At 65.0% G+C, this 26,831-nt stretch carries 26 protein-coding genes and 1 tRNA gene; 12 read left to right on the top strand and 15 right to left on the bottom strand.

Features of this window, described 5'->3' with window-relative positions; genetic code table 11:
* Positions 1-6: 6 nt before the first annotated feature.
* The 8 genes from maiA to CHB86_RS08140 form a co-directional block, all read right to left on the bottom strand.
* Positions 7-639 carry a maleylacetoacetate isomerase gene (maiA, locus tag CHB86_RS08175; protein WP_089232494.1) on the bottom strand — a complete coding sequence of 211 codons (633 nt, stop codon included), beginning with the start codon at positions 637-639 and terminating at the stop codon, positions 7-9.
* Positions 636-1,994, bottom strand: coding sequence for a homogentisate 1,2-dioxygenase (gene hmgA / locus CHB86_RS08170; RefSeq protein ID WP_089232493.1), 1,359 nt, complete (start codon positions 1,992-1,994; stop codon positions 636-638). The genes maiA and hmgA overlap by 4 nt, the downstream gene beginning before the upstream one ends.
* Before the next feature lie 100 nt (positions 1,995-2,094).
* Positions 2,095-3,411, bottom strand: coding sequence for a TRAP transporter large permease (locus CHB86_RS08165; RefSeq protein WP_089232492.1), 1,317 nt, complete (start codon positions 3,409-3,411; stop codon positions 2,095-2,097).
* A complete protein-coding gene (locus tag CHB86_RS08160) occupies positions 3,408-3,956 on the bottom strand; it encodes a TRAP transporter small permease (protein ID WP_245837820.1) in 549 nt (182 codons plus the stop codon). The genes CHB86_RS08165 and CHB86_RS08160 overlap by 4 nt, the downstream gene beginning before the upstream one ends.
* 3 nt (positions 3,957-3,959) lie before the next feature.
* Complete coding sequence (locus CHB86_RS08155; RefSeq protein WP_089232491.1) at positions 3,960-4,994, bottom strand: TRAP transporter substrate-binding protein; 1,035 nt, start codon at positions 4,992-4,994, stop codon at positions 3,960-3,962.
* 22 nt (positions 4,995-5,016) lie between these two features.
* Complete coding sequence (locus CHB86_RS08150; protein WP_089232490.1) at positions 5,017-5,205, bottom strand: DUF2783 domain-containing protein; 189 nt, start codon at positions 5,203-5,205, stop codon at positions 5,017-5,019.
* Complete coding sequence (locus tag CHB86_RS08145) at positions 5,202-6,836, bottom strand: FAD-dependent oxidoreductase (RefSeq protein ID WP_089232489.1); 1,635 nt, start codon at positions 6,834-6,836, stop codon at positions 5,202-5,204. Before CHB86_RS08145 ends, CHB86_RS08150 begins: the two co-directional genes overlap by 4 nt.
* 27 nt (positions 6,837-6,863) lie before the next feature.
* Positions 6,864-7,814 (bottom strand): MBL fold metallo-hydrolase, encoded by a 951-nt coding sequence (locus CHB86_RS08140; RefSeq protein ID WP_089232488.1) that lies wholly within the window; start codon positions 7,812-7,814, stop codon positions 6,864-6,866.
* Between the two features lie 430 nt (positions 7,815-8,244).
* Here CHB86_RS08140 and CHB86_RS08135 point away from each other — a divergent pair, with 430 nt between their 5' ends.
* From CHB86_RS08135 to CHB86_RS08105, 8 genes are all read left to right on the top strand, one after another.
* The gene (locus CHB86_RS08135; RefSeq protein ID WP_425445412.1) at positions 8,245-8,688 is read left to right on the top strand and encodes a c-type cytochrome; all 444 of its coding nucleotides are present in this window, start codon (positions 8,245-8,247) and stop codon (positions 8,686-8,688) included.
* Positions 8,688-9,029, top strand: a complete 342-nt coding sequence (locus tag CHB86_RS24135; RefSeq protein WP_141134845.1) for a hypothetical protein — start codon at positions 8,688-8,690, stop codon at positions 9,027-9,029. The genes CHB86_RS08135 and CHB86_RS24135 overlap by 1 nt, the downstream gene beginning before the upstream one ends.
* Before the next feature lie 42 nt (positions 9,030-9,071).
* On the top strand, positions 9,072-9,653 hold the full coding sequence (locus CHB86_RS08125; protein ID WP_089232486.1) for a c-type cytochrome: 582 nt from the start codon (positions 9,072-9,074) through the stop codon (positions 9,651-9,653).
* A gap of 1 nt (position 9,654) precedes the next feature.
* The gene (locus CHB86_RS08120) at positions 9,655-10,542 is read left to right on the top strand and encodes a c-type cytochrome (RefSeq protein ID WP_089232485.1); all 888 of its coding nucleotides are present in this window, start codon (positions 9,655-9,657) and stop codon (positions 10,540-10,542) included.
* Between the two features lie 442 nt (positions 10,543-10,984).
* Complete coding sequence (locus CHB86_RS08115) at positions 10,985-11,488, top strand: copper-binding protein (RefSeq protein ID WP_141134844.1); 504 nt, start codon at positions 10,985-10,987, stop codon at positions 11,486-11,488.
* Positions 11,489-11,928: 440 nt separating this feature from the next.
* Entirely contained in the window at positions 11,929-12,477 is a 549-nt protein-coding gene (locus CHB86_RS08110) for a carboxymuconolactone decarboxylase family protein (RefSeq protein ID WP_089232483.1), read from the top strand.
* A gap of 24 nt (positions 12,478-12,501) precedes the next feature.
* Complete coding sequence (locus CHB86_RS24580; protein ID WP_176442806.1) at positions 12,502-12,651, top strand: hypothetical protein; 150 nt, start codon at positions 12,502-12,504, stop codon at positions 12,649-12,651.
* A 78-nt stretch (positions 12,652-12,729) separates the two neighbouring features.
* Positions 12,730-13,194, top strand: a complete 465-nt coding sequence (locus CHB86_RS08105; protein WP_089232482.1) for a nuclear transport factor 2 family protein — start codon at positions 12,730-12,732, stop codon at positions 13,192-13,194.
* 58 nt (positions 13,195-13,252) lie between these two features.
* On the opposite strand, the gene CHB86_RS08100 is transcribed toward CHB86_RS08105, so the two are convergent.
* Complete coding sequence (locus CHB86_RS08100) at positions 13,253-14,269, bottom strand: AraC family transcriptional regulator (protein WP_089232481.1); 1,017 nt, start codon at positions 14,267-14,269, stop codon at positions 13,253-13,255.
* 279 nt (positions 14,270-14,548) lie between these two features.
* On the opposite strand from CHB86_RS08100, the gene CHB86_RS08095 reads away from it, so the two are divergent.
* A complete protein-coding gene (locus tag CHB86_RS08095) occupies positions 14,549-15,394 on the top strand; it encodes an isochorismatase family protein (RefSeq protein ID WP_245837818.1) in 846 nt (281 codons plus the stop codon).
* Positions 15,395-15,657: 263 nt separating this feature from the next.
* Complete coding sequence (locus CHB86_RS08090) at positions 15,658-16,140, top strand: YHS domain-containing (seleno)protein (protein ID WP_089232480.1); 483 nt, start codon at positions 15,658-15,660, stop codon at positions 16,138-16,140.
* A gap of 153 nt (positions 16,141-16,293) precedes the next feature.
* Here CHB86_RS08090 and CHB86_RS08085 read toward each other — a convergent pair whose 3' ends face one another.
* From CHB86_RS08085 to CHB86_RS08075, 4 genes are all read right to left on the bottom strand, one after another.
* Positions 16,294-18,666 carry an ATP-binding protein gene (locus CHB86_RS08085; RefSeq protein ID WP_176442805.1) on the bottom strand — a complete coding sequence of 791 codons (2,373 nt, stop codon included), beginning with the start codon at positions 18,664-18,666 and terminating at the stop codon, positions 16,294-16,296.
* A gap of 2 nt (positions 18,667-18,668) precedes the next feature.
* The gene (locus CHB86_RS24575; protein WP_176442804.1) at positions 18,669-19,355 is read right to left on the bottom strand and encodes a hypothetical protein; all 687 of its coding nucleotides are present in this window, start codon (positions 19,353-19,355) and stop codon (positions 18,669-18,671) included.
* Positions 19,356-19,406: 51 nt separating this feature from the next.
* Positions 19,407-21,866 (bottom strand): trimethylamine-N-oxide reductase TorA, encoded by a 2,460-nt coding sequence (gene torA / locus CHB86_RS08080; RefSeq protein WP_089232478.1) that lies wholly within the window; start codon positions 21,864-21,866, stop codon positions 19,407-19,409.
* Between the two features lie 280 nt (positions 21,867-22,146).
* Positions 22,147-23,319: a NapC/NirT family cytochrome c gene (locus tag CHB86_RS08075; protein ID WP_089232477.1), complete on the bottom strand. Its 1,173-nt coding sequence runs from the start codon at positions 23,317-23,319 to the stop codon at positions 22,147-22,149.
* Between the two features lie 150 nt (positions 23,320-23,469).
* Between CHB86_RS08075 and CHB86_RS08070 the strand changes: the two genes are divergently transcribed.
* On the top strand, positions 23,470-24,195 hold the full coding sequence (locus CHB86_RS08070; RefSeq protein WP_089232476.1) for a response regulator: 726 nt from the start codon (positions 23,470-23,472) through the stop codon (positions 24,193-24,195).
* 334 nt (positions 24,196-24,529) lie between these two features.
* Here the strand turns inward: CHB86_RS08070 and CHB86_RS08065 are convergent.
* Positions 24,530-24,603: transfer RNA gene (locus CHB86_RS08065), tRNA-Cys, on the bottom strand.
* Positions 24,604-24,710: 107 nt separating this feature from the next.
* Positions 24,711-25,808: a redox-regulated ATPase YchF gene (gene ychF / locus CHB86_RS08060; RefSeq protein ID WP_089232475.1), complete on the bottom strand. Its 1,098-nt coding sequence runs from the start codon at positions 25,806-25,808 to the stop codon at positions 24,711-24,713.
* Between the two features lie 156 nt (positions 25,809-25,964).
* Here ychF and trpA point away from each other — a divergent pair, with 156 nt between their 5' ends.
* Positions 25,965-26,756 (top strand): tryptophan synthase subunit alpha, encoded by a 792-nt coding sequence (gene trpA, locus CHB86_RS08055; protein ID WP_089232474.1) that lies wholly within the window; start codon positions 25,965-25,967, stop codon positions 26,754-26,756.
* Positions 26,757-26,831 lie beyond the last annotated feature (75 nt).

Genomic DNA, 26,831 nt, shown 5'->3' with positions numbered 1-26,831 from the left:
GGTCCTTCAGGCTGCGTCGGGCTGGTTTTCGGGGCGGGCGGCCTCAAAGGCCGGGAGTTGCAGGGCACGCTGCTCGATGTCGAGAAGCCGCGGGAACCGGGTGAGGTCGACGCCCCAGCGATGCGCATTGTAGAGCTGCGGGACAAGGCAGATATCGGCGAGTCCAGGCTGGTCGCCGAAGCTGAAGGCGGGGCCTTCCGGAAGAAGCGCCTGATAGGCCTGGAGCCCCCGCTCCATCCAGTGGCGCATCCAGTCAACGCCGTCTTCGGCGCTCAGCCCATGTTCGGCCTTCAAACGCCCCAAGACCTTGAGGTTGTTGACCGGGTGGATATCCACCGCGATGGTCTGCACGGCGGCCTGCACATGGGCCCGCGCGATCGGATCGCCGGGCAGAAGCGGCGGCTCCGGCGCCACAGCGTCCAGGTAGTCCAGGATCGCAAGCGATTGCGTCAGGACACTGCCATCGTCCAGCACCAGCGTCGGAACGCCCTGGCCGGGGTTCAGCGCCGTGTATTCGGGCGAGCACTGCTCTCCGGCCACGAGGTTGACGGGAACCGGCTCGAAAGCCAGCCCCTTGAGGTTCAGCGCGATCCGCACCCGGTAGGAGGTCGTGGATCGCCAGTAGGTGTAGAGCCTCATTTCTCGCCCGGCGTGCCGTCGAACTTCTTTTCCAGGTCGGCCCAGCAGTCGATGTAGTCGTCCTGCAACGGTGCTTCCTTGCCGGCGAATTCGGTCAGGTGCTGCGGGAAGCGGGTCTCGAACATGAACGACATGGTGTTGTCGAGCTTCTCGGGCTTCAGGTCGGCATTGGAGGCGCCCTCGAAGGCGTTCTTGTCCGGCCCGTGCGGGATCATCATGTTGTGCAGCGAGGTGCCGCCGGGGACGAAGCCCTTGGGCTTGGCGTCGTACTGGCCGTAGATGTTGCCCATCAGCTCGGACATGATGTTCTTGTGGTACCAGGGCGGGCGGAAGGTGTCTTCCATCACCATCCAGCGCTCGCGGAACAGCACGAAGTCGATATTCGCGGTGCCGGGCACGCCCGAGGGCGCGGTCAGGACGGTGAAAATCGACGGGTCCGGGTGGTCGAACAGGATCGCGCCCACCGGGCAATAGGTCTTCAGGTCGTATTTCACCGGCGCGTAGTTGCCGTGCCAGGCCACGACGTCGAGCGGCGAATGGCCGATCTCGCAACGGTGGAACTGGCCGCACCACTTGATGGTGACGGTCGAGGGGGCTTCGCGATCCTCGAATGCCGCCACAGGGGTCTTGAAATCGCGGCGGTTGGCCATGCAGTTGGCCCCGATCGGGCCGCGGCCGGGGAGTTCGAACTTCTGGCCGTAGTTCTCGCAGACGAAGCCGCGTGCCGGACCCTCCAGCACCTCCACACGGTAGACCAGCCCGCGCGGGATGATGGCGATCTCCTGCGGCTCCAGGTCGATGACGCCAAGCTCGGTGGCAAAGCGCAGCCGGCCTTCCTGAGGCACGATCAGCAACTCGCTGTCGGCGGAGAAGAAATAGTCGTCCGTCATGGACTCGGTCACGAGGTAGATGTGGCTCGCCATTCCGACCTGGGTGTTGACGTCGCCCGCGGTGGTCATGGTGCGCATGCCGGTGATCCAGGTCAGCGGCGCATCCGTGTGCGGCACCGGATCCCAGCGGTATTGGCCGAGCGACTGGACATCGGGCAGGACGTTTGGCGCCGATTTCCAGTAGGGAACGTCGATCTTCCGGTAGCGCGAGGAATGCTTCACCGACGGACGGATGCGGTAGCACCAGGTCCGCTCGTTCTGATGGCTCGGCGCGGTAAAGGCGGTACCGGAAAGCTGCTCGCCGTACAGGCCGTAGTTGCATTTCTGCGGCGAGTTCATGCCCTGGGGCAGGGCATCGGGCAACGCTTCGGTTTCGAAATCGTTGCCGAAACCGGGCATGTAGCCTGCATGCGGGCCGGGGATCGAAGGGGCCTGAGTGAGGCCGCTGATGGTCTTGTCCGTCATGGCATTTCTCCCTGGTGGTGTCTCCCTGCCGGGGCAGGGGGCGGTTCGGTTCGTTTGTCCGGGCGATGTAGGCCCGGGGCTGGTACGGGTGCCCTGCCGCTCACATCAGGCCGACAAGCCAGAGCGAGAGCGCGGGAACGAGGATGAGCAGGGTCAGCCGCACGATGTCGGCGATCCAGAAGGGCAGCACGCCGCGGAAGATCGTACCAAGCGAGACGTCCTGCAAAACGCCCTTGAGCACGAAGACATTCATGCCCACCGGCGGCGTGATCAGGCTGATCTCCGTGGCGACCACCACGACGATGGCGAACCAGATCAACGCGTTCTCCGGGTCGAGCAGCAGCTCGTTGGCGAAGTCCAGCTCGAACATCAGCGGGTAGAAGACCGGCACCGTCAGCAGGATCATCGACAGGCTTTCCAGCACGCAGCCCAGCAGCATGTAGACCAGAATGATGAAGCCGATCACCGCCCAGACAGGCATCTCGTGGTCGATGATGAAACCCGACAGCGCGTCCGGCAAGCCGGCATAGTTGATGAAATTGGTGAAGAGCTCGGCGCCGATGATGACGGCGAAGATCATCGCCGTGGCGCGGACGGAATCGAGCGTCGCGGCGAAAAAACCGGTCCAGCTCATGGTGCGCAGCGCAAGCGCGATCAGCACGGAAGCGCCGGCGCCCATGCCGGCCGCTTCGGTCGGGGTGAAGAACCCGCCGTAGATGCCGACCATGATGAACAGAAACAGGCCCAGCACGCAGACGACGCCGATCATGTCGGTCCGGCTCATCGGCTCGGCGTCCTCCTTCTCGGGCGCGAGGTGCGGGTTCACCCGAACCGCGACCATGATCGCGCCGAGGTAGAGCCCCACCCCGATCACGCCCGGGATGATGCCTGCGATGAACAGCTTGGCGATGTTGGTCTCCGTCAGAAGACCGTAGATGATCAGGATCACCGAGGGCGGGATCAGGATACCCAGCGTACCGCCGGCGGCGATGGAGCCGGTGGCGAGCCGGTCGTCATAGCCGAAGCGGCGCATCGAGGGCATGGCGACCTTGGACATGGTGGCCGCCGTGGCGAGGGACGAGCCGCAGACGGCCGAGAAGCCGCCGCAGGAAAAGACCGAGGCCATGGCCAGCCCGCCGCGCATCTGCCCGAAGAGCCGGTTTGCCCCTGCGAAGAGCCCGTGCGCGACGCCCGAGCCCGCCAGCACGTTGCCCATGAAGATGAACAGCGGGATGACCGACAGGCTGTAGGAGAGCGCGGTGTCGAAGGCCACTTGGCCGGTCATCGCCCAGGCGGGCTCGAAGCCGCGCAGGAAGGCGAAGCCGAAGCCGCCGACCGCGGCCATGGCAAAGGCGATCGGGACACGCAGCAGGATAAGGGTCAGGAGGACGGCAAAGCCGATCAGGGATTCGATCATGGCGCGTTCTCCAGGTGGCCCTTGTCGGTCTCGTGTTCGACCGGCGGTTGCAGCCCCCGGAGGAAGGCGATGAAGGCCGAGACCATGCAGGAGGCGCCCGCGAGGTAGCCGAAAGGCGCCAGCGGGATCTCCAGCGCGTTGGTTACGGCGCCATCATGGCCCGCCTTGGCGGCATGGGTGAAAAGACGCCAGGCAAAGGTGGCGAGCAGCGCCGCCGAGAACAGCCCGGCAAAGGCGGCGAGCAGGCGCTGCGCCTTCCGGCCAAGCGCCATGTTGAGCAGGTCCACCTCGACGTGCTCCCGCCGTTCCGTCGTCAGGGGCAGGGCGAGAAAGACCAGGGCGGCCAGCAGGATCTCGGTGAGCTCGAACGCGCCGGTCAGCGGCGCATTCAGGAAGTATCGCCCGATCACGTCTGCGCAGGTGATCAGGACGAGGCTGAACAGGATCAGAGCGGCTCCGACACCCAGCGACCGGTCGAGCAGCAGCCCGATGTCCAGCCCCTCGTCGGGGGGCTGGTCGGGGAATCTGTGGCGAAGCCGTTCCATGGATCAGAAGTCCACGCCGGCCTGCTTGCGAAGCTCTTCCAGTGCCGCGGCGCCGTCATAGCCATCGGCGGCAAGGGCTTCGGACCATGCGGCTTCGTATTTCTCCGCGCTCGATCTGATCGTGTCGAGCACCTCGGCAGGGGCGTCGTAGATCTCGATGCCGGCCTTCTCGATCGCCTCGAGCGCGGCCTCGTCGGCGCCGTTCCACGCCGCGCCGACGGATTCGGCAAAGGCCTCGCCGGAGATCGCCTCGATGGCGGCCTGGTCCTCGGGCGAGATCTCGTTCCACTTGTCTTCGTTCATCACGAAAAACCAGGTGGTGTTGTAGATGCCGCCGGGCACCTTCATCGAATACTTGAGATCGTCGGTCAGCTTGAACGCGGTCAGCGCCTCGAAGGTGAAGGTGGCGCCGTCGATGACCCCGCGCGAGAGCTTCTCGTAGACTTCGCCGGAGGACATGAAGAGCGTCGTCGCTCCGAGGTCGGCCATCAGGTCGGAGATGTAGCCGCCCGGTACCCGGATCTTGAGCCCCTCGATGTCGCCGGTGGACTCGATCTTGCGGACATTGTTGTGCAGAACGCCCGGGCCATGAACGAAGAGGCCGAGAAGCTTGGTGCCTTCGTGCTCCTTCTGCGCCTCCAGCGGGCCGGAATAGACGTTCCAGAACGCCTTGGACCCTGCCACCGCGTCATCGCCGATGAAGGAGAACTGTCCGATCCGCGAGCGGGTGAAGCGGTCGTCGGTGGTGAAGGAATGCAGGCCGTAGGTGATGTCGGCTACCCCGTCGGCGGCGATGTCGTAATGCGCCGGCGGCGCGCCCATCGGCTTGGCGAGCACGCGGACGGTGACGCGGCCATCGGTGACCTCCTCCACCTGCTTGGCCCAGGGCTTCATGGCGCCGACGACAATGGGGTGGCGCGGCGGCAGCCAGCTGGACATTGCCAGGGTGGTTTCCGCGGCGACCGCCGAAGTGACAGACAAGGCGGCCGTTGCAACGCCTGCGAAAAGCAGCGCGTTGCCGCTCAGGTTGAAATTCATGGTGGGTCCTCCCTTGGTAGTCTCAGAGTTCCGCGGCCTTGAGGGCCTGGCTCAGCACGGCACGATCGCCGATGTGATTGGCCAGGATCAGGATGAGCCGGGCGTTGATCGCGTCGCTTTCGGCCTTGGACTTGCCGTCGTGGCTGGCCAGAAGCTCGGCATAGAAATCGTCGGGGCCGTCGATGTTCGGGGTCAGGGTCAACGCGTTCATTGGGCGATCTCCTTGCCGGTGGCGCGACGGATCGCGGCACGGATCCGGGGTTCGTCGAAGCTGTCGAAACGGGCCGCGACATGCTGGTCGGGGCGGATCAGGTAGACAGCCTTGCCGGCTTCGCCCAGGTACCGATCCCTCAGCGCGCCGGTCGGGTCGTCGGCTACCGAGAGCGCCAGCCGTCGGGCTGTGATCCCGTCCTCCTCGACCATCTCGGGCGCGTCGGCATCGATGCTCAGCAGGATGAAATCGTCGCCCAACTGGCGCAGCAGGAAGTCGTCGCCCATCGGTGCATCGGGGCAGGGGGATCCGGGGCGGGTCCGGTCCGGGCCGCCGTCCAGCGCATCGGCCGTGTTCAGGGGCGAGCCATCATAGGTGCAGGGCACGCTGAGGCGGCCGGAATTCACCATGGGGCGGGCGAATTCATACTTGCCACTCAGGCCGAGAACAGCGTCGCGAAAGATCCGGCTGATCTCCGATTTCGGCGTGATGAAATCCGTCGAACGGGTCGAGTTTAGGATGTTCTCATCCGCCCCGTGGATGCGCTCTTCGTCATAGCTGTCCAGCAGGCTCTCGGGTGCCTTGCCGCGGATCACCAGCCCCAGCTTCCATCCAAGGTTGTCGACATCCTGAATGCCCGAGTTGGCGCCCCGTGCCCCGAAGGGCGAGACCTGATGCGCGGCATCCCCGGCAAAGAGCACCCGGCCGGACCGGAAGCTTTCCATCCGCTTGCACTGGAAGGTGTAGATCGAGGACCAGACCATCTCGTACTCGACCCCGCCAAGCATGGCGTCGAGACGGCGGCGGATGTTCTCCTCCTTCATTTCCTCCTTGCGGTCGACATCCCAGCCGATCTGGAAGTCGACCCGCCAGACATCGTCGGGCTGCTTGTGCAGAAGCGCCGAGGCGCCCGAACCATGCGAGGGTTCGAACCAGAACCAGCGCTCGGTGGGGAAATCCACTTCACCCTTCATCCGGATATCGGCAATCAGGAAGCTGTCCTTGAAGACACGGCCAGTGAAATCGAGCCCCAGCATCTGGCGCAGGGCCGAGTTGGCGCCGTCGCAGCCGATCAGCCAGTCGGCTTCGACCGTGTAGGGGCCATCCGGGGTCGTCACCGTCAGGACGACATGATCGTCCTTGACCTCGACGGTATCGACCCGGTTCTTGCCACGCAGCTGGATCGGCGCGCCCTTTGCCTGCAACGCGCGCAGGCGTTCTATCTGGAACTGCTCGAAATAGGGCTGCTGGAGATTGATGAAGGCCGGGTACTGGTGGCCTTCCTCCGGCAACAGGTTGAACTCGAACACCTTGTCGTCGCGGTGAAACACCTTTCCGAGGTTCCAGACGATCCCCTTCTCCAGCATCGGCGCGGCACAGCCATAGCGGTCAGCCACTTCAAGGCTGCGCTTGGCGAAACAGATCGCCCGGCTGCCCATGCCGACGCCCTCGTGGTCGTCCAGCACAAGGACCGGAATGCCCTGGCGGCCGAGGTCGAGCGCGGTGGCGATCCCGATCGGGCCGCCTCCCATCACCACGACAGGGTGGCGCACAGCTTGGTCCAGCGCCTGATCTGGCGATTTCTCGTATGGATAGGCCCTGTAGGCCAGCGTGTAACGGTCATCGAACATGGCTGCCTCCTCCCCTTGAGCGCCGTCTCAGCCCTGCAGTTGCTCCCACATCTCGAGGTCGCGCTGGGCGGTCCAGATCCGCGGCGTGTCAATGCCGCGGGCCTCGTCAAAGGCACGGGCGACGTTGAACGGCAGGCAGTGCTCGTAGATCGCGAAGTCGGCGAATTTGGGGTCGCATTCCGCGCGCACCGCGTCCCAGGCTTCCTTCAGGGAGCCACCGCGTGCCGCAATCTTCGCCGCCGGGCGATAGGTGCTTTCGACGAAATCGCGGGTGCTTTCGATGGCGGCGTTCACCATCTGCTTTCCGATGAGCGCGTCGCCGCGACCCGGCGCGATGGCATCCACGTCGAAGGCCGCGATATTGTCGAGCGTGCCGCCCCAATCGTTGAAATGGCCGTCGCCGCAATAGCAGGCGGAGTGGTATTCCACGATGTCACCGGTGAACATGACGTTCTGATCGGGGATATGGATGACGATGTCCCCGGCCGTGTGGGCCCGGCCCAGATGCATAAGGTCGACCTGCCGATTGCCGAGATAGACGGTCATCCGGTCCTTGAAGGTGGTGGTGGGCCAGGTCAGGCCGGGAATGCTCTCGTGCCCCTCGAAGAGGCGCGGGAAGCGCTGGAACTCGCTGTCCCAGTCCTCCTGACCGCGTTCGACAACCATCGACCGCGCCTTCTCGGACATCAGGATCTGACCGGCCCCATAGGCCGACGCGCCGAGAACCCGCACGGCATGGTAATGGGTCAGCGCCAGATGGGTGATCGGCTTGTCGGTCACTTCGCGGACTTTCTCGATCACCTTGTTCGCCAGTCGCGGAGTCGCCTGCGCTTCGACGATCATCACGCTGTCATCGCCGATAATGACGCCGGAATTCGGATCGCCCTCGGCCGTGAAAGCCCAAAGGCCATCGCCCACCTCGGTGAAGCTGATCTTCTTTTCAGCGGTGTCGCCCTGGGATGCGAATGCCTTGGTCATCTGTTCCTCCTTTTGCCCGTTGCCCGACCTTCCCGGATCCCGGTCGAATCGATGGGCTCTCTGCACGTTCGCAGATAACGTTTCATTTGAAACCGTATCATTGCAACCGAGATGAAAGTCAAGAACGTTTCAACGGAAACGAACTTGGGCCTGGACGGACCCAAGCCTTCACGATGCATCTGTGACGAATGATCGGAAGCTGACGGGGGTGCCGCTGAGGTCGTGCTGCCTTTTCGGCCACGTCTGCGGGATGCCGTCAAAGATGCCGCGCCCGTCCGCCTGGTTGGAGGCGTGCCCTTCGTTGCCGCCAAATGGTCCGACACGAATGGAGGCCGGCGCCGGACTCGGCGATTCTTCACGAATCCACTGTTGACCCTCCAGCGCTGGAGGGTCGGCAAATAGGGGATGGCTGCGAAAGACGCTCGACCTCGTGAATAGACTGATTGCCGTTCCCATTCTGGCCGTCGCGCTGATTGCGGCCGCGATGCTGATGTCGAGTGGCAGGGAACCCACTGGCGGGATACCGGCAGGACTGGTCTCCGATGGGGGCGGCGGACCTATGGTCGAGGTGCAACTTCCTGTCGAGCTCTCGGCGGATGCGCAGCTCGGGAAGGCGGTTTTCGATGCAATCTGCGCCGATTGCCACGGAGAGAACGCAGCCGGCCGGCACGGGGTGGGGCCGCCTCTGGTTCACAAGATCTATGAGCCGGGCCACCATGGCGACATGGCGTTCCAACTTGCGGTCAGAACGGGCGTGCGGGCGCATCACTGGAGCTTCGGGAGCATGCCGCCGGTCGAGGGTGTCTCGGACTCCGAGATCGCCCGGGTTACGCTCTACATCCGGGAGTTGCAGAGGGAGAACGGGATCGACTGATGGGCCGCAACCTGAGATTGGCAGTCTGGAACCGCGGCCTTGTGCTGGTGCTCATGTGCGTCCTGATCGTACCGCAAGTGGTCCCTGCCGTGGCCACTGACGCTGCCGAGCATCACGTTTCGGCGCCCGCTGATCCCCACCACGACACAGGCCATCACCATCCAGAGGCGACCGACCATTGCCATCCGGGGATCGATTGCCATTTCCAGGCCATCGTCGAGATCAACGGAATGCCGGTTCTGATTGCCCGACTTGACGGTCAGGCGGTTCTGCCCGATGGCCTTTCGGAGCCGGGTCTCGAGCACGGCTTTGATCCACCGCCGCCGCGCGTCAGGTCCTGATCCGCGACCTTTCGAACGACAGGACCAGACAGGACGAGATCGATGAAAACGACACGAAATCTGAGCCTTGCGGCCGGTATCTCTCTGATTGCGGCCATGGCCTTTGCCCACAGCGGGGCGATGGGCGTGGTCAAGGAACGCATGGACGGGATGACCGCCATGGCGGATGCGGTGAAGGCGCTTGCCCCGATGATGCAGGGCACCGAGCCCTATGACGCCGATGCAGTGCGCACAGGGGCGGCTACGATCGCCAGCCACGCGGGCGAGGCCATGACCTCCAAGTTCCCCGAAGGCAGCACCGACGCCCCTTCGGAAGCGCGGCCCGAGATCTGGCAGGATTGGGAAACCTTCACCGGGCTTGCGCAGCAGCTTGAGATATTTGCCGAGGGCCTGGAACGTGCCGCGGACAACGGCGTCGGCGGCATGCCGGCGCAGGGAGGGACGATGGGCGGCCAGGGCATGATGGGCGGCCAGGGCATGATGGGTGGCCAAGGAATGATGGGCGGTGGCGCGCCGATGATGAGCGCCGAGCACATTGGCCAGATGCCCGCAGGCATGGCCTTTGCCATGGTCAGTCAGGCCTGCACGGCCTGCCACACGAGGTTCCGCGCCGAGGAGAAGTGACATGCTGGCCCTGCTGCGCGTTGCGGCCATCTTCGCCATGGTCGGCGGGGCCGTCGTGGTCGGCCTGATGGTCTGGCCGGTCGGACGGGAGCCTGCCCCGATCACATTGACCGGAGACGTGAACCGCGGCGCGTACCTGGCGCGGGCCAGCGGGTGTATCGCCTGCCATACCGATGCCACGGGTGGCGGCGTGCCGCTGGCCGGAGGGGCGCCGCTGGAAACGCGGTTCGGCGTTTTCTATCCGCCCAACCTGACCACGGACCCCGTCCACGGCATCGGCGACTGGACGGTCGAGGACTTCGCAAGGGCCGTGCGGCAAGGGATCTCGCCGGACGGCGAGCCCTATTTCCCCACTTTCACCTACCCGTTCTACGCGAACTTCTCCGATCAGCAGATCGCGGATCTCTGGGCGGCCTTCCGGACCGTGCCACCGGTGCCGGTCCCCGCTCCGGAGCACGAGGCACCGTTTCCGGTCAGCCAGAGATGGGGCCTCAAGCTCTGGAGGGCGGCGTTCCTGACCCGCCCGGAAACCGCCCCGGTCGACGGCCGGAGTGCCGCGTGGAACCGGGGACGTGAGCTGGTTCGGGGCGCGGCGCATTGCGGGGCCTGCCATACGCCCCGAAACCTTGCTGGTGCACGTCTGAGGGCCGCGGTCTTTGCCGGCAGCGGGGATCTTCCGGGGGGAGGCACCGCGCCCTCGCTCAAGCCTGCCGACCTGCGCGCCGAGGGCTGGACGGTCGCAAACCTCGCCTTCGCACTCCGGACCGGGGTGATGCCCGACGGCGACGCCTTTGGAGGGAGCATGGGCGAAGTGGTTCAGGGCGGCACAGCCTTCCTGACCGACGCGGATCTGACCGCGATGGCGACCTATCTGCTCGATTCCGAATGAATGCTTCCGTGGGAAAGCCATGGCCAGCGGAGCCCGCATTGCGCACCTTCGGAACCGGCTTGCCAGACTCCGCGCACACCTCCGGGACAAGGGTTTCCCACGGGTTGATCGCAAGATCGCCAAGATCGCAGAGAGTCGGATCGCCCTGCTCGAAACACGGGACTCGCGTGACCAAGAGGACAGTTTGGACCGCCGCACACCGTACCATCGCACTGATCCCATGCCTCTCGCGGGTGATCGGCCGTCTTTCCCTGGTCAGCGGCGGGTTGCAGCCCGCCGCTCACGCGCATCATTCGGCGGTTGCGGATGTTGGCTCGGAGCACTGCCCGTCAGGCAAAGGGGAGGCATCTGGGTGCCATATCGCGGGATGCTGCCCTTCCGGGCTTCAGCCCGCGCATCTTCCGGCTCCCGAGATCCTCGAACGTAGCGCGGAGGTTATGCGGTGCTCCGTGTTCCTGCCCCGGACGCGGACACGGCAGGTAGAGCGAATCTTGAGAGGCCCTGCCTCGATCCGGCGACCGAGAACGGCCTCGACGAGCCGGGGACACCATATTCGGTCGCGCTCGACTGGGGCGACCGCATGGCCACTGCCACCCACGACGTGCTGGAGAGCCTCGACTGGCCCGCGATGACCTCCCGGTTTCGGGGCCGGGCGGGTGCCTTCGCGACCGCGCTTGGCGCTGACGGACGGCTCGGACTGCTGGACCATGGTGTCGCCGCCACCGAGACCGGCATGGCGCTGGCGGTCACGCCCGATGGCAAGCTGCCGCTCGAGCATGGTCCGATACCGGACCTCCTCGGCTGGCAGGCCATGACGATGCATCTGCGGCTTCTGGAGGGCACGGGGATCACGGGCGGGGTCTCGTCCGGCGACGAGGTCACGACGATGCTGATCAAGGGCGATGACGGCATGTATGTTGTCGGAGCGATCCTGCCGAACTGGTGACCAGACTCGGCCGCCGATGCGCCCGGCCACGACGCCGCGGCGTTTCTCGGCCTGTGCCCTGTGCATGGCGCCCAATCTCTCGGACGCCGTCGTCGCCGGTTTCAAGGCGCCGAGGCCAGGACGAGCGGCATGCGGTTTCGTGGCGACCGCCCGTGAGATGGGAGCCGACCCGGGCATCGGCAATCGGCGCGATCGCGATGCCTGTGACCCTTCCGAAGGTTGACGCATCCGTGATCGCCCGCGGCCTGCCCTGACGTGCGCGGTCAAGTCTTTGACACGGCCGGTCAAGACCGTTTCGCCCCCTCCGCCTATCTCGAAATTGTTCGTCGACGCGGGAACGCATGTCACCGCCGTTCCGGAAATCAGAGGTCCCGCTGTCGGGCGAACATCAGTCAACCGCTCGAAAAGAGTAGACACTTCAGAGTTCAAGGAGAAACCCAATGTCCCGGATCGCAATTCCTGCAACCATCGACGCCGCCCCCGAAGCTTCCCGCCCGCTGCTGGAAGCCGTCACAAAACAGCTCGGCAGCGCGCCCAACATGTTCCGTCTTGTCGCCCAGAACCCGGCGGCCCTCGAAGGGTATCTCGGGCTGTCCGGTGCGCTCGGCAAGGGCCGCCTGCCGGCTGCCACGCGCGAGCGGATCGCGCTGGCCATCGCCGAGTTCAACGGCTGCGGATACTGCCTGTCGGCCCATAGCTATGTCGGCGCGCATCTTGCCAAGCTCTCGCCCGAAGAGATCGCCGCCAACCGTCGCGGCGACTCGACCGACGCCAAGGCACGCGCCGCCGTCCGGTTCGCGGTCCAGATCGCCGAGGCCCGCGGCCATGTCACAAATGGCGAACTGCAGGCCGTTCGGGACGCCGGTTACGACGATGCGCAGGTGATCGAGATCGTCCTGCACGTGGCCCTGAACACCTGGACCAACTACATGAACGAGGTCGCGAAGACCGATATCGATTTCCCCGTCGCCGACGGCGTCGCCGCCTGATCCCGGCAACAGGAGGAAATCCCGATGTTTCTCAGAAAACGCCGCATGGAGGAAAGGCGCGAGACCTGTCTTCCCTGGCGGGTCGCGCGCCACCTCTCCCCCGAGCAACTCCGCGATGTCGGCCTGAAAGCCTGCCCCGGACCGGCGCCGGTCTTCCTTCGCCATCTCTGGTGACAGGGACTGCCTGCCTCAGCTGACCCAGGCGGCGCGCCCTGCGCGCGCCGCCGCTTCGCCAAACGAAAGGACACCGACATGCAGCGCCCACCGCTTCCGCCGTTCACCGCCGAGACCGCCGCTCAGAAGGTGCGCATGGCCGAGGATGCCTGGAACAGCCGCGACCCGGAGACCGTCTCGCGGGCCTACACGCCCGGGAGCCGCTGGCGCAATCGCAGCACCTTTGTGACCGGCCGGGACGACATCGTCGCCTTCCTCGCCGAGAAGTGGCAGAAGGAGCAGGAATACCGCCTTATCAAGGAGCTCTGGGCCTTTGAGGGGAACCGCATCGCCGTCCGCTTCGCCTATGAATGGCTCGGGCCGGCCGGCAAGTGGGTCCGCTCCTACGGCAACGAGAACTGGCAGTTTGACGCGAACGGTCTGATGGAAGAGCGCCACGCCAGCATCAACGACCTCGCCATCGACGATGCCGACCGTCTCTTTCACTGGCCGCAGGGCCGTCGTCCGGACGACCATCCCTCGCTCAGCGATCTGGGCCTCTGACGACCGCCGGGCCGACGTCGCCGCTATGGCGGCATTCAAGGCCGAACGCGGCGCCCGGTCACCCGGCGCCCGAGACCTGCGTCCCTGCTTGCCGAAAGGCCCGCGGGGACAATCCTTCCCATCGCTTGAAGGCCCGTGTGAAGGCGCTCTGCTCGGAAAAGCCGGTCAGGAAGGCGATCTCCGACAGGGAATAGCGCTTGTCGCTGACAAGTTGCTGTGCGAGGTGCCGCCGCGCCTCGTCCACCAGCGCCTGGTATGTCGTACCGCGCTCGGAAAGCCGCCGCTGCAGCGTTCGCGTGCCCATTCCGAGCGTCATGGCGACCTCCGCAAGGGGAGGCACGCCGCCGCTGAGAAGCTTGGCAACCTCTTCCACCACCTGTGTTTCCAGGGACAGTTCCGCCGGATCCTCGGCCTGTAGCAGGCTCTCCAGGTGGTCGGTGAAGAACCGCCAGATGCTGGCGTCCCCGATGATCGTCGGCCGGTCTACCTCCTCGATCGCGAGCTGTAGCCCGTCGACCTCCGCCCCGAAAACCGGCTCGATGCCGAAATGCTCCACCAGTGCGTCCTTGGACCCGTCGCGCCGATGCGTGAACTGGACCCGCACCGGCGTCAGATCCGAGGTCGTCGTTTCCCGGCAGAGCGTCAGCGTGGTGGCCATGGCCGCTTCGTTCGACAGGTAGACGCCCAGCCGCGGCAGGACGGGCTGCCGATGCGTCCAGCAGAAGACGGCTCCCCGGTCGACCGCCGAGAACTCGGAAACCCCGTTGTGAAGCCGTGTATAGCGGCTCAGGCGCTGGAACGCGTGGCGCAGGGTCGGCGCGGATTTGAACGCCAGCCCGAAGGCGCCGAAGGCCTCGCAGCGCATCCCCGCGCAGACGCGCATGTGAAAGCGCAGGTCGGGCCATTCGCTCTTTGCTATGGCTTCCAGAAGCGCGTGATAGGCCTCCGGCCTGACCACCGCGTCGGGCTCCTGGATGCTTTCGGGCGTGTGCCCCACGATCTCGTAGAGCGCCGAGGCGTCCGCAACATGGATCGCCTGTTCGATCTGCTTTCGGGCATAGAGAGCCGACAACACCGGATGGATCCTCCCGAAGACTGTGGCTAGCCCGCCTTCGGAGCGGCCGCGCTCCGCGGAAGGTAACGCCGCCGTGAACGCTTGTCTCCCGTTTTGACGCGACCGGTCAAGGCTTTGACACGCCCGGTCAAGACCGCGCGGCCGCCTCGGACCTATTCAGTACGTGTTCGATGACGCAGCCACAGGCCAACGCATTCCCCGCCGGAACCCGCCAGCCCCGCCTCGGAGAACGCCAGTTCAAACCGCGAAACGCGCAGAAAAAAATGAGAGGAAACGACCATGAAGAACACGCATGACAACCTCGGCCTGACCGTCGCCACCGCCCTTCTGGGTGCCGGCATGGCCTTTTCGTCCAGCATCGCCATCCTTGGCCTGGGAAGTGGCGCGGCCATCGCACAGGAGGTGGAGCCCCGCGCCGCCACCGCCAAGTTGCCGCCGGTGAATGATGGCCTGCCGATGCCGGGCTTCGAAATCACGCCTGCCAACACCGCCATCGTGATCACCGATCCGCAGAACGATTTCCTCTCGCCCGACGGTGTCACCTGGGGCGTTGTCGGCCAGAGCATTACCGAGAACGGCACGGTCGAGAACCTCGACGCGCTCTTCGCGGTGGCCGAGAGGGTCGACATGCCGGTTTTCGTCTCGCCGCATTACTACTTCGAGCATGACCACGAGTGGCATTTCGAGGGCACGCTGGAGACGCTGATGCATTCCATCGGCATGTTCGACCGGCCGCATGCGCTCACGCTCGACGGGTTCGACGGCTCCGGCGCCGACTGGCTCGAAAGCTACAAGCCCTACTTCGAACGCGAGGACGTGGTGGTGACCAGTCCGCACAAGGTTTACGGGCCCGACAGCAACGACCTGGCGCTGCAACTGCGCAAGGCCGGCATCGACAAGGTGATCCTCGGCGGCATGTCGTCGAACCTCTGCACGGAATCCCATATGCGGTCGCTGATCGAGGCCGGCTTCGAGGTCATGGTGGTCACCGATGCGACCGCAGGCGCAATCACCGCGCATTATGACGGCTACGCTGCTTCGCTCACGAATTTCCGCATGATCGCCAGCGCCGTGGACAACACGGAGAATACCGTGCGCGCGATCGAGGCCGCCTACGGCATGTAACCCGGGGCGTTCGGCGCCGCTCCCGCGCCAGTTCGTCCCGCGGCCGACGGAAGGCCTCGCCACATCCCCGAACGCGAGGTGTCGGCCGCCATGCCCGACCCCGGCTGTCCCACAAGGGCAATGTCCCCACCGGGGTCGGGCGCCCTGTCTTCACTCCCGACCCCCGGCCGGACCGCAGCGCGGTTCCGTCCGGGCTCCCCAATCCCGGATGCGCTCCGCTCCGGGCAACCGCCAGACTTTGGCACAATCCAAGGACCAAAATCGTGAAACGCAAAACCACACTCCTGCTCGCCTCCATCGCCCTCGCCAGCCTTGCGGCTCCCAGCTTTGCCGAGGACGAATACAACGTCTCCACCGGCTTTTCGCTGGAGGGAACACCGCTTGCCCTGCGCGGCGTGGACACGGTCGCGCTCTCGACGCTGAATGCCGTCGCCCAGGGTGATGCGGCGCACGTCGTCGAGCATGACGGGGTGGCCTATTACTTCGCCTCCGAGATCACGGCCGAAAAGTTCACCGCCGATCCTGAGGCTTACATCCCGCAGTACGGCGGTTTCTGCGCCTTCGCCGTTGCCATCGGCAAGAAGCTCGACGGCGATCCGCGCTATGCCGACATCGTCGACGGCAAGCTGTATCTCTTCGTGAACGCTGCCGTTTTCGCGAAGTACAAGGAGAACCCCGAGGAAACCCTGCGCAAGGCCGAAGAGACCTGGCCGTCGATCCAGCACGCGGCCGCAGGCAGTCTGTAGTTCGCACCGGCGGCGGGGCGCGACGATCCCGCCGCTTACGAACGTCGAGAACCGGGGAAGGGGGCGGACATCGTCCCCTTCAACCACGTGCCAGGGTGGGATTTCGCCCGTATGTCAGCCCCCGCGGCAACGGGTGCCTGCTCTCATCCGGAGTCACCCATTTGGGCTGGTCGACGCGCCTTCTGCCAGGGCGAGGAGCTTGCCCTGGACGTCGACGACCTGTTGCTTCAGGTGAGACAGGTCTTCCGCGATCCGGCTCCGGTCGCCTTTCTCGGCCTTGGACACGATCTCTCTCGCGCAGTGCGAAATGGACTCCAGCCCAAGTATTCCCGACGCTCCGGCGAGGGCATGTGCGGCCGCGGAGACCTCGTCCCAGTCCCTTTCGGAGACGCCCTTGTCGATAGCCTCCAAGCGGGCCGGTGCGGTGTCCGCGAAGGCTTTGAGGATGCGCTGGCTCCGTTCGGGGCCGAGATGCGACATGTGCTGAAGGAGCGTGGTCAGATCCGCGTCGGAGGGGGGCGGTGTCGTGCGGGGCGACGCGTTGCCATGCGCGGGGGCAATGCCGCGGTCAGACAAGAGCGTTCCAAGCTCCCGCGCCAGATCGTCCATGTCGTATGGTTTGCCGAGTACCCCGTCCGGAGCCATCGCGCCGGCAGCGCCTGCTTTGACGTCACCGACCGACGCCGTGACGATGACGACGGGAACCTCGCGGTTGGGGCCGGTCCGCAGCGCACGGATCCTCGTCAAGAGCTCCAGGCCCGTGATGTCGGGCATGCGGTTGTCACTGAGGACGAGGTCGAAGGGCTGTGACGAGAGCATTTCGAGGGCGTCGGCCGCAGAGGGAACGGAGACTGCGACATGCCCGAGCTTGCTGAGAAAGCCCTCTGCAACCGCTCGGTTGACGTCATCATCATCCACCACAAGGACCTTTGCCCCGACGGGATGCGGCTTGTTTCCGGCCGGTTCGACGACCGAGACGCCCGGTTCCAGGGGAAGATCGACCTGGAACACGCTGCCGCCGGGGCTGTTGGCGAAGCACCGGATCTCGCCGCCAAGGGAGGAGACGATCTTCTTGCAGATCGCAAGGCCGAGGCCGACACCTCCCTTGAGAGAGGCCCTGTCACGATCGTGCTGGGTGAACGGATCGAACAGCCATTCGCATGGCCCGTCCGGAAGGCCCACGCCTGTGTCGCGCACTTCGAAACGGATGCGTTCGGAACCGTCATCCCGTGTCAGCGGGGCGACGCGCACGGTGATCTCGCCCTGCTCGGTGAATTTGACCGCGTTGTGGGCAAGGTTGAGCAGCACCTGCCGGATCATGGAGGTGTCACCACGCAATTGTGCCGGCGTTTCGGGGGCGATCTGCGAGACCAGACGAAGCCCCTTGTCGGTCGCTGCCCGCTCCACGACCATGAAGATCTGCCGGACCACGCCGGCCACGTCGAAATTCTCCGGCACGGGTTTCCGTCCGCCGATCTCTGCCTGCGAGAAATCGAGAATGTCGCTGACAACCCCGGCCAGCAGCTCTCCCGAGGAGAGAATGCCTTCGACATGACGGGACTGCCCCGGCGTGAGCTCGGTGTCCCGCAACAGGCGCGCGAGCCCGAGCACGCCGGCAATCGGGGTCCGGATTTCGTGACTCATCGCCGCAAGGAAGGTCGACTTGGCCTGGTCGGCCGCTTCGGCACGGCGCAGGGCGCGCTTGTATTCCGAGACGTCGTTCAGGATGATGACCGTTCCGTCGAACTTGTGGCTGACATCCAGCATCTTCTGGGTGTTGACGTTGAATTCCCGCGGCCCCGACAGGGTCTTGATCACCGCGTCGTGCCCGCCGTCGGTGGCGCCTTCGAGCATCGAGGTGATCTGTGCATTCAGCAGCGGGCTGTTCGAGGCGCCGTAGTAGGACGCACCCGGGGTGACCTCGCCGCAGAACAGCAGGTGGGCCGCGTGGTTCAGATGGGTCGGATGATGGTTGGCGTCCAGCAGGATGACCGGTTCCCGGATGCTCTCGAAGATCGTCAGGTACTTGTTTTTCTCGTTGGTCAGGCTTTTCGCCCGGTCCTGAAGGTCGCGCAGGCGTTGCGCGTCGGAGGCCGAGATCCATTCGCCGCACAGGCCGATTTCCACCTGGTCGAAGAAATCCAGAATCCATCCGCGCAGGCGCCGGGCATCGGATTCCGGCATCGGGTGTTCGTCGATCAGATCGAGATAGGCGCGTCGATAGTATTTCAGCAGGCCGAGAAAGTCCGTCAGTTGAATGCCGCGGGCGCGATGCTTCAGCGCCTGATCCACCCCGAAGGCCACGATGGTCTCGCGGGCTTTCCCGAAGCCTTTCCGGGAGTTCGACGTGTCGCCGGCAGCGGCGATTGCTCCGAGGATCGGGGTGGACAGGCCGCAGATCGACGCACGCCAGGCTTCCCGCAGGGTCGAGGTGTAATCGGAGAACCCTTCGGAGACGGCGTAGTAGACAACCCGGTCGACGAGCCAGTCCTCGTTCTCCTGGATCAGGGCTTCAAGTTTGCGCATGATTACCTCCCGGGGGCGATGACCGCGCCGGTTCGGGTGTTCGGACGTTGGGCGATGGTATCGCTGGCGTGGTGCTGGAGGAAGGCCAGAATCAGCATCTGCTCCTCCTCGGGCAGCCCGGTTCGGGGTCCCATGACCTTGATCAGGCTGCGCCACTGGTTGGCCGTGTAGTGGTCCGGAACACGACGCTGATGGCAGGCCGTGCAGCGCTCGGTAAAGAAGGTCCAGGCCGCGGACCAGATCGGGTCTATCTGCGGTTCCGCCGCCGCTTCGGGTATCCAGCCTTCGATGCGCATGCGGTTCCATGTGATCCCGGTATCCGCATCGACGACCTCACCCGTCTGCTCGAGCGTGTCGACCTGGTCCTTCGCGATGCTGGCCACGAGGATCCTCTTGCCGGGCAGGGCAAAGAGCACGCGGGACGCCCCGGCGCGCGCCCAGCCTTCCAGCGCGACGCGGTGAAAGCCGTCGGTGGTCTCCAATCGCTCCACGCGGGCGGCAACCGAAACCGTGGCGAGTTCGGAGCTCTGGCCCGACGGGGCCGCCGACAACGCGGCGGACGAAGAGAGAAAGAGAGGGTCGGCCAGGGCCATGGTTGCGCCCGCCAGGACGCCGAGCGCGAACGAGGCAAGGCCGCGCCGAAGCGCGACCAAGCCCGGGGAGGTTGCCGTTTTTGCAGGGAAGCCCATGCGCCTTGCCGTGTTTGCGAGGGCCGGTCCCGGCCCTCGCGATTGGGCCTGTCAGCCTTCGGCGGGCGTCGTGAAGACCACCGGGTCGCCTGCTTCGCCGGTGTACTTCTCGACATCGACCAGCGCGGTGTGGCCGCAGTTGCCCTGGGCCAGGCTGGAAGTGCCGACGCCGACCGTCAGCATGTTGACGTCGCCGTATTCGCAGAGCGTTCCGGCCTCGCTGCCGGCCGCCGGGCTGTACCAGCCGCCTTCGGACACCCGGATCACGTTCGGCCGGATCTCGTCGGTGACGACGGCGCCGGCAAGGATCGCCCCGCGATCGTTGAAGACCCGGACGATATCGCCGTCGACAATCCCGCGAGCTTCGGCGTCCGCCGGGTTGATCAGGCAGGGTTCACGCCCCGCGACCGTGTAGGTGTCGCGCAGTTTCGTGCCGCAAAGCTGCGAGTGCAGGCGTGAGTTCGGGTGAGCGGTGTCGAGGTGGAACGGGAATTTCGACCCGTTCCCAAGCCGTTCGATCGGTTCCAGCCACATCGGGTGCGGCGGGCAATCGTCATAGCCCATCTTCTCGATGTTCTTCGAGTAGATCTCGATCAGGCCGGAGGGCGTGCCGAGCGGTTCAAGCAGCGGATCCTCGCGGAAGTCCGAATAGCGCACGAACTGCTTGTTCTCCTCGGGGATCTCGAACTCGACGATCCCGACCTCCCAGAACGCGTCGAACCCGGGCACCTCGATGCCGCGTGCCGGTGCCTGCTCGGCAGCGGACTCGTAGAAGCCCTTGATCCAGGCCATCTCGTCCTTGCCCTCGGTGAACTTGTCCCGCGCGCCGAGTTTTTCGGCCAGATCGGCGAAGATGTCGAAGTCGTTGCGGGCTTCGTACATCGGCTCGATGACCTGCTTCATCGCCACGATGGCGCGGGCCGAGTAGTCGCCGACATTTTCGATGTCGTTGCGCTCGTAGGCCGAGGTCGCGGGCAGGACGATGTCGGCCATGCGCGCGGTCGGCGTCCATTGGAAGTCCTGCACGACGACGGTTTCGAGCCGCTTCCAGCCCTCGATCAGCTCCTGGGTGCTGGGGTGGTGGGCAAACGGGTTGCCGCCGACCCAGTAGACCATCTTCACGTCGGGGAAGGTCTGCGTCTTGCCGTTGAAGTTGAACTCCTTGCCGGGGTTCAGGATCATTTCGGCAACGCGCGACACCGGGATGGAAGCCGCACCGGCTTCGGTGAGCCAGGCCGCGCCTTCGACCGCCGCGCCGCCATCGGAGATGCCCGGAAGCACGATCGAGTTGGCAGAGGGCGCGCCGCCGTTGGCGTAGTGGTAGGAGAGGCCGAAGCCGCCACCCGGCAGACCGATCTGGCCGAGCATAGAGGCGAGCGTGACCAGCATCCAGTGCGACTGCTCCCCGTGGTGCTGCCGCTGGATCGACCAGCCGGAGCTGAGCATCGTGCGGTTCGACTGGAAGAGACGGGCCAGCTCCTTGATCTTCTCGGCCGGAACCTCGCAGATCTCGGCGGCCCATTCGGCCGTCTTCGGTGTGTCGTCCGTCTCGCCCAGCAGGTAGGGCAGGAACTTGTCGAAACCGGTGGTGTATTCGTCGAGGAAGTCGGCGTCATGCAGTTCTTCGGTGTAGAGCGTGTGCGCGATGCCGAGCATCATCGCCACGTCGGTATGCGGCCGGATCGGAATCCACTCGGCGTCGAAGAACTTCGCGGTGTGCGACCGCCACGGGTCGATGCAGATGACCTTCTTGCCGGTCTTCTTGAACTCCTCCAGGCCGATGTAGCCGTCGTGGTCGGCGACGGTCCATCCGATCTGGTTGGTGCGAACCGGGTCCGCGCCCCAGAAGACGAGCAGATCGGTGGATTCCACGACCACCGGCCACACCGTCTGCTGTTCGTAGACTTCCAGCGTGCCCATGACATGCGGCATGATGATCTGGCTGGCGCCGGTGGAGTAGTCGCCCGACGAGTTCACGAAGGCGCCGTTCAGGCCCACGTTCAGCATACGCCGCAGCAGGCTCTGGCAGTTATGGAGCTTGCCGGAGCTTTTCCAGCCATACGAACCGCCGAAAATCCCGGTGGGCCCGTAGGTGTCGGAGACGCGCTTCAGCTCGCCGGTGACCAGTTCGAGCGCCTCGTCCCAGGTCACGCGCACGAAGTCGTTCATGCCGCGGGTTTCAGGCTTTGCGCCCGGGCCTTCTTCAAGGAAGGCGCGGCGAACCATCGGGTACTGGATCCGCGTGGGCGACATGACTGAATCCATGACGCCCGGAAGCTGGTGCGACGGGTGCGGGTCGCCTTCCCAGGGACGCACGTCCACCCATTTGCCGCCCTCGACCTTGGCGTAGAAGGCGCCCCAGTGCGAGCCCGTCAGAACCTCGCCATCGGCAATTGCGGCCCGGGCCGGGTTCACCCAGGCCGACGGGGCCAGCAGCCCGAGCGCGCCGAGCGCCGTCGCGCCCTTCAGAACGCCGCGTCTCGAGATTTCTGTTCGATGGTGTCCGGACATGATCCGCCCTCCGCTTGTACGGTATGTTTCTCCCGCGCGGCCCCGGGGTTCTCGCCAGGGGAGCCTTCTGGTTCGACTCCACGGCCGCGCGCACGCGAGGAGCATATTGCGGGGGTGTAAACAGCGTTCCGGAAGGCGGTGAACCGGCTGTAAAATTCTGTGAACGGGTTGTAAACGGCGCGGCCCTGGGGGCGGACGAACAGGAAATCGGCCGGCGGGATGCCCGCCGGCCGACTGCTGCTCGTTCCCTCTATTTCAGCGTACTTCGCCTGTGTGGCGGTCAGTGGCTGGCGCCCGCGCCGCCGGTGTCGCTGGCATGCATCTGCAGGTATTTCTGCAGGAACCGGTATTGTTCCTTGTCCAGCGCGATGAACCGTTCCATCGCCTTCAGCGTGCCGATCCACTGGTTGGCCAGCAGGTGCTCGGGCGGCACGGCAGAGTGGCAGATCCCGCAGCTGGCGTTGTTCATTTCCGCACCGTAGGCCCAGAGGTCGTCGATATTGTCGAGCAGATCGGTCTTGTCCACCCAGGCATCCAGACTGACCTGGTGCCAGACCAGATCGGTATCCGGGTCGGTCTCGGTCGCGTGACGTTCGATCTGTTCGGCGGCGCTGGCCTTTGCGGTCGCGGTGAAGATCCGCTGTCCACGCAGTTCATAGATGACCTTGTCCACGCCGTCCTGCTGCCAGCCGTCGATCCGGACCTTCAGCGCATCGCCCTCGCGTTCCAGCACTTTCAGATGCGTGGCGGCGAGGATCTGACCGATCGAGTCTTCACCGGACTTCGCGTTGTCGGCGCTGCCGAAGTACGGCTTGGTCTGCAGCACGTAGAGCTCCTGGGCTTCCGCCCCCTGACCCAGTGCTTTCGCCGTCAGGTCCTCGAAGGTCTTCTTGTAGCCTTGCGACATGTCCGGCAGCTTGTGGGCGATGCCCTTGTGGCAGTCGATGCAGGTGTCACCATTGGCGAATCCCGCCTGCATCGTCTTGGCGGCTTCGGGAGATTGTTTCGCGAAATCCATCGCATGATCGACATGGCACGACCGGCATTCCCGCGAGTCGCTCGCCTTCATCTCGCCCCAGACACGTTCGGCCATTTCGAGCCGATGTTCCTCGTATTTCTCCGGGGTGTCGATCTTGCCGGTCCAGGAACTGTACGCCTCGCCGAGCGCCTTGTAGTGGTCGACAACCCAGGGCACGAAGGGCTCGGGCACGTGGCAATCCGGGCAGCCGGCCTGGACGCCGGACGCGTTGGAATAGTGCACGGAGAGCTTGTATTCCTCGTAGGCCGGCGCGAGATCATGGCAGGAGACACAGAACTCCGTCGTCTCGGTCGATTTGATCGCGGTATGTCCGCCGACAAGCAGGACCGCCGCGACGAACCCGCCGATCAAGAGAAGGAAACCGCTCGAAAGGAACCCCGAAGGTGTCCTCAGCCAGTTCCAGATCCGTCTCATACCGCAATTCTCCCGAAAACAGTGCGACGGAACGTCCGTCTGCGCTTACGTCGGGGACTGGATAAAGGATCGCTGTAAATCCGCTGTTTTCCATATTTGAACGGGCTGTAGAAAATTGTAAACGGGTTGTGAACGGGGAGGGGTGGCTGCATGGATGCGCCAAAGCGCGTGCTTATCGTCGAAGATGACCTGACCAGCCTCGAGCTGCTGGCCAGCTATTTCGAGGTCGAAGGGTTCCGGGTGCTTCGGGCAAGCAACGGGGACGAGATGGACGTCGCCCTGCGCAAGGCCAATGTCGACCTGCTCTGTCTCGACATAAGGCTTCCAGGCCGGGACGGCCTGAGCCTACTGCGGGAATTGCGGCGCACCTCCGATATTCCCGTCATCGTCATCAGCTCAAAGACCGAAGACATCGACAAGATCGTCGCGCTCGAGATCGGCGCCGACGACTACCTCGACAAGCCCTACAATCCCCGGGAGTTGCTCGCCCGCGCCAACAACATCCTGCGCCGGGTCGCACGCAGCGCACAGCCGGCCCGGGACAGCTCGGATCAAGTGCTCCGGTTTGACGGATGGGCGCTGACACCGGCCTCACGTCGGCTGACCGCCCCCGATGGCCGCGATGTGCACCTGACGCGCGGCGAGTTCGAACTGCTTCTCGCGCTGGTGCGCCATCGCGGTCGGGTGATGCAGCGCGACGCCCTGCTCGACGCGCTGAGCGGACGGGAAAGAGACCCCTTCGATCGGACGATCGATGTCCTTGTCGGGCGTCTGCGCAAGAAGATCGAGCGCGACCCGAAGAACCCGGAGCTGATAATCACGGTGCACGGAATCGGGTACGTGTTTCTGGATGGGGCCGCAGGCCAACTAGAATAATAAGGGGGCGCCCGCGTCGTGGGCCGGCGCCGGTCGCTGGCGGATCTGGTTGTCTAGAGACAGAAGAGCAAGGCTCTAGGGGCAATTGAAGACCCTCGGCACGTTCCCCGGAAAGCGACCGGAATGCTGAACGGTTCAACAGAGGCCGTCCCAAACCGACAACCGTCGCCACCCGCACGAGACACCTGCGATGCACGGGCCCAGGGAGGCAATCGGATTTGCGGCTGTTCTTGGGCGAAGACCGTCGGATGGGGAGCACAGCTCCCGTAAGCCAGCCTTCCAGACACCAGCTCTCGCGTTCGAGCTGAGGCCCATGAATTCTATGGAAAAGATGTGGAGGCGAGTACCGGAATCGAACCGGTGTACACGGATTTGCAATCCGCTGCGTCACCACTCCGCCAACTCGCCGAAGGGTGACGTCGACCTAAGCGTATCGTGCGGTGTGGTCAAGCCGGAACTTTGATCCGAAGAAAAGCCGGTCCGCCCGCGCCTCGGGCGGGCCGGCATGGCCTGGGTCAGGCGTTGAACAGGAAGTGCAGGACGTCGCCGTCCTTGACGATATAGCTCTTGCCCTCGACCCGCATCTTGCCGGCTTCCTTGGCGCCCTGTTCGCCGCCAAGCGCGACGTAGTCGTCATAGGCGATGGTTTCCGCGCGGATGAAGCCGCGCTCGAAATCGCCGTGGATTACGCCAGCGGCCTTCGGGGCGGCGTCGCCCTTGTGGATCGTCCAGGCGCGGGCTTCCTTGGGGCCGACGGTGAAATAGGTCTGAAGGCCGAGAAGGTTGTGGCCGACGCGGATCAGCCGGTCGAGGCCGGCTTCCTCGAGGCCAAGTTCGGAGAGGAACATCTCTGCTTCCTCGGGGTCGAGCTGGCTGATCTCTTCCTCGATCTTGGCCGAGATCACCACCGTTGCGGCGCCTTGTTCGGCGGCCATCGTCTCGACCGCCGCAGTGTGGGCATTGCCCGTCGCCGCTTCGTCTTCCGCGACGTTGCAGACGTAGAGAATCGGCTTGGTGGTCAGGAGCTGCAGCATGTTCCAGGCCTTCGCGTCCTCCTCGGTGACCTCCACGGCGCGTGCCGGCTTGCCATCCTCCAGCGCGGCGAGCGCGGCCTTGAGCAGCCGTTCCTGCTGCAGCGCGTCCTTGTCTCCGCCCTTCACCTTGCGCACCAGGTTCTGCAGGCGTTTCTCGATGCTTTCCATGTCGGCCAGCATCAGCTCGGTCTCGATGGTCTGGGCGTCGGCCACCGGGTCGACGCGGCCGTCGACGTGGGTCACGTCGCCGTCCTCGAAACAGCGCAGCACATGGGCGATGGCATCGCATTCGCGGATGTTCGCGAGGAACTGGTTGCCGAGGCCCTCGCCCTTGGAGGCGCCTTTCACCAGGCCCGCGATATCGACGAAGGTCATGCGGGTAGGGATGATCTGCTTGGACTTGGCGATCGCCGCCAGTTTCTCGAGCCGCGGGTCGGGCACGGCAACCTCGCCCACGTTCGGCTCGATGGTGCAGAACGGGAAGTTCGCCGCCTGGGCGGCCGCCGTCCGCGTGAGCGCGTTGAACAGGGTGGATTTGCCGACGTTCGGCAGGCCCACGATACCGGTCTTGAAGCCCATGGCGGTCCCCTTCGGAAAAACTCGCCGCCTTCTAGTGTCCCGCGCGGTGTGCCGCAAGCCAACTTGGCAAATACCCGACGTGGGGCGGTCGCCGCTCGCGCCTTGATTTTCCCTTCCGCATTCTGCAAGTGGGGCCGGACCACTTGCGAGGATGCCATGACCCGGATCGACGATACCTTCCAGCGCCTGAATGCCGAGGGCAAGAAAGCCTTTGTCGCCTACGTCATGGCGGGCGATCCGGATTACGAGACCTCGCTGGAGATCGTGAAGGGCCTGCCGGGCGCAGGGGTCGACATCATCGAGCTGGGTGTTCCCTTTACCGATCCGATGGCCGACGGCCCGACGATCCAGCTTGCGGGCCAGCGCGCGCTTGACGGCGGCCAGACCCTGCAGAAGACGCTCGATATGGCCGCCGCCTTCCGCGAGACCGACCAGACCACGCCGATCGTCGCGATGGGCTATTACAACCCGATCTACAACCGTGGGGTCGACCGTTTCCTCGAGGATGCGAAGGCCGCCGGGATCGACGGTCTGATCGTGGTCGACCTGCCGCCGGAAGAGGACGAGGAGCTGTGCATTCCGGCCCAGAAGGCCGGGCTCAACTTCATCCGCCTCGCCACGCCCACCACCGACGACAAGCGCCTTCCCAAGGTGCTGCAGAACACATCCGGCTTCCTCTACTACGTCTCGATCACCGGCATCACCGGTTCCGCCGAGGCCCAGGCGACCGACGTTGGCCCGGAAGTGGCGCGCATCAAGGCGGCGACCGACATTCCCGTGATCGTGGGCTTCGGCATCAACTCGCCGGAGAAGGCCGAGGCCATCGCCTCCGTCGCGGACGGCGCCGTGGTCGGCTCCGCGATCGTCAAGCTGATCGGGGAGGGGCGTCCGGTGCCCGAGATCCTCGATTTCGTGAAAGGGCTGGCGGACGGCGCGCACCGCGCCTGATCGTCCTCATTTGCCGAAAGAGATCCCCGAGGGCGTCGAGACCCTCGGGGCTCGGGCCGTCGGTGGCTGAGGGCC

This window comes from Tropicimonas sediminicola (genome assembly GCF_900188335.1).
GTDB lineage: Bacteria > Pseudomonadota > Alphaproteobacteria > Rhodobacterales > Rhodobacteraceae > Tropicimonas > Tropicimonas sediminicola.
This window is presented reverse-complemented; position numbering and strand designations above follow the sequence as displayed.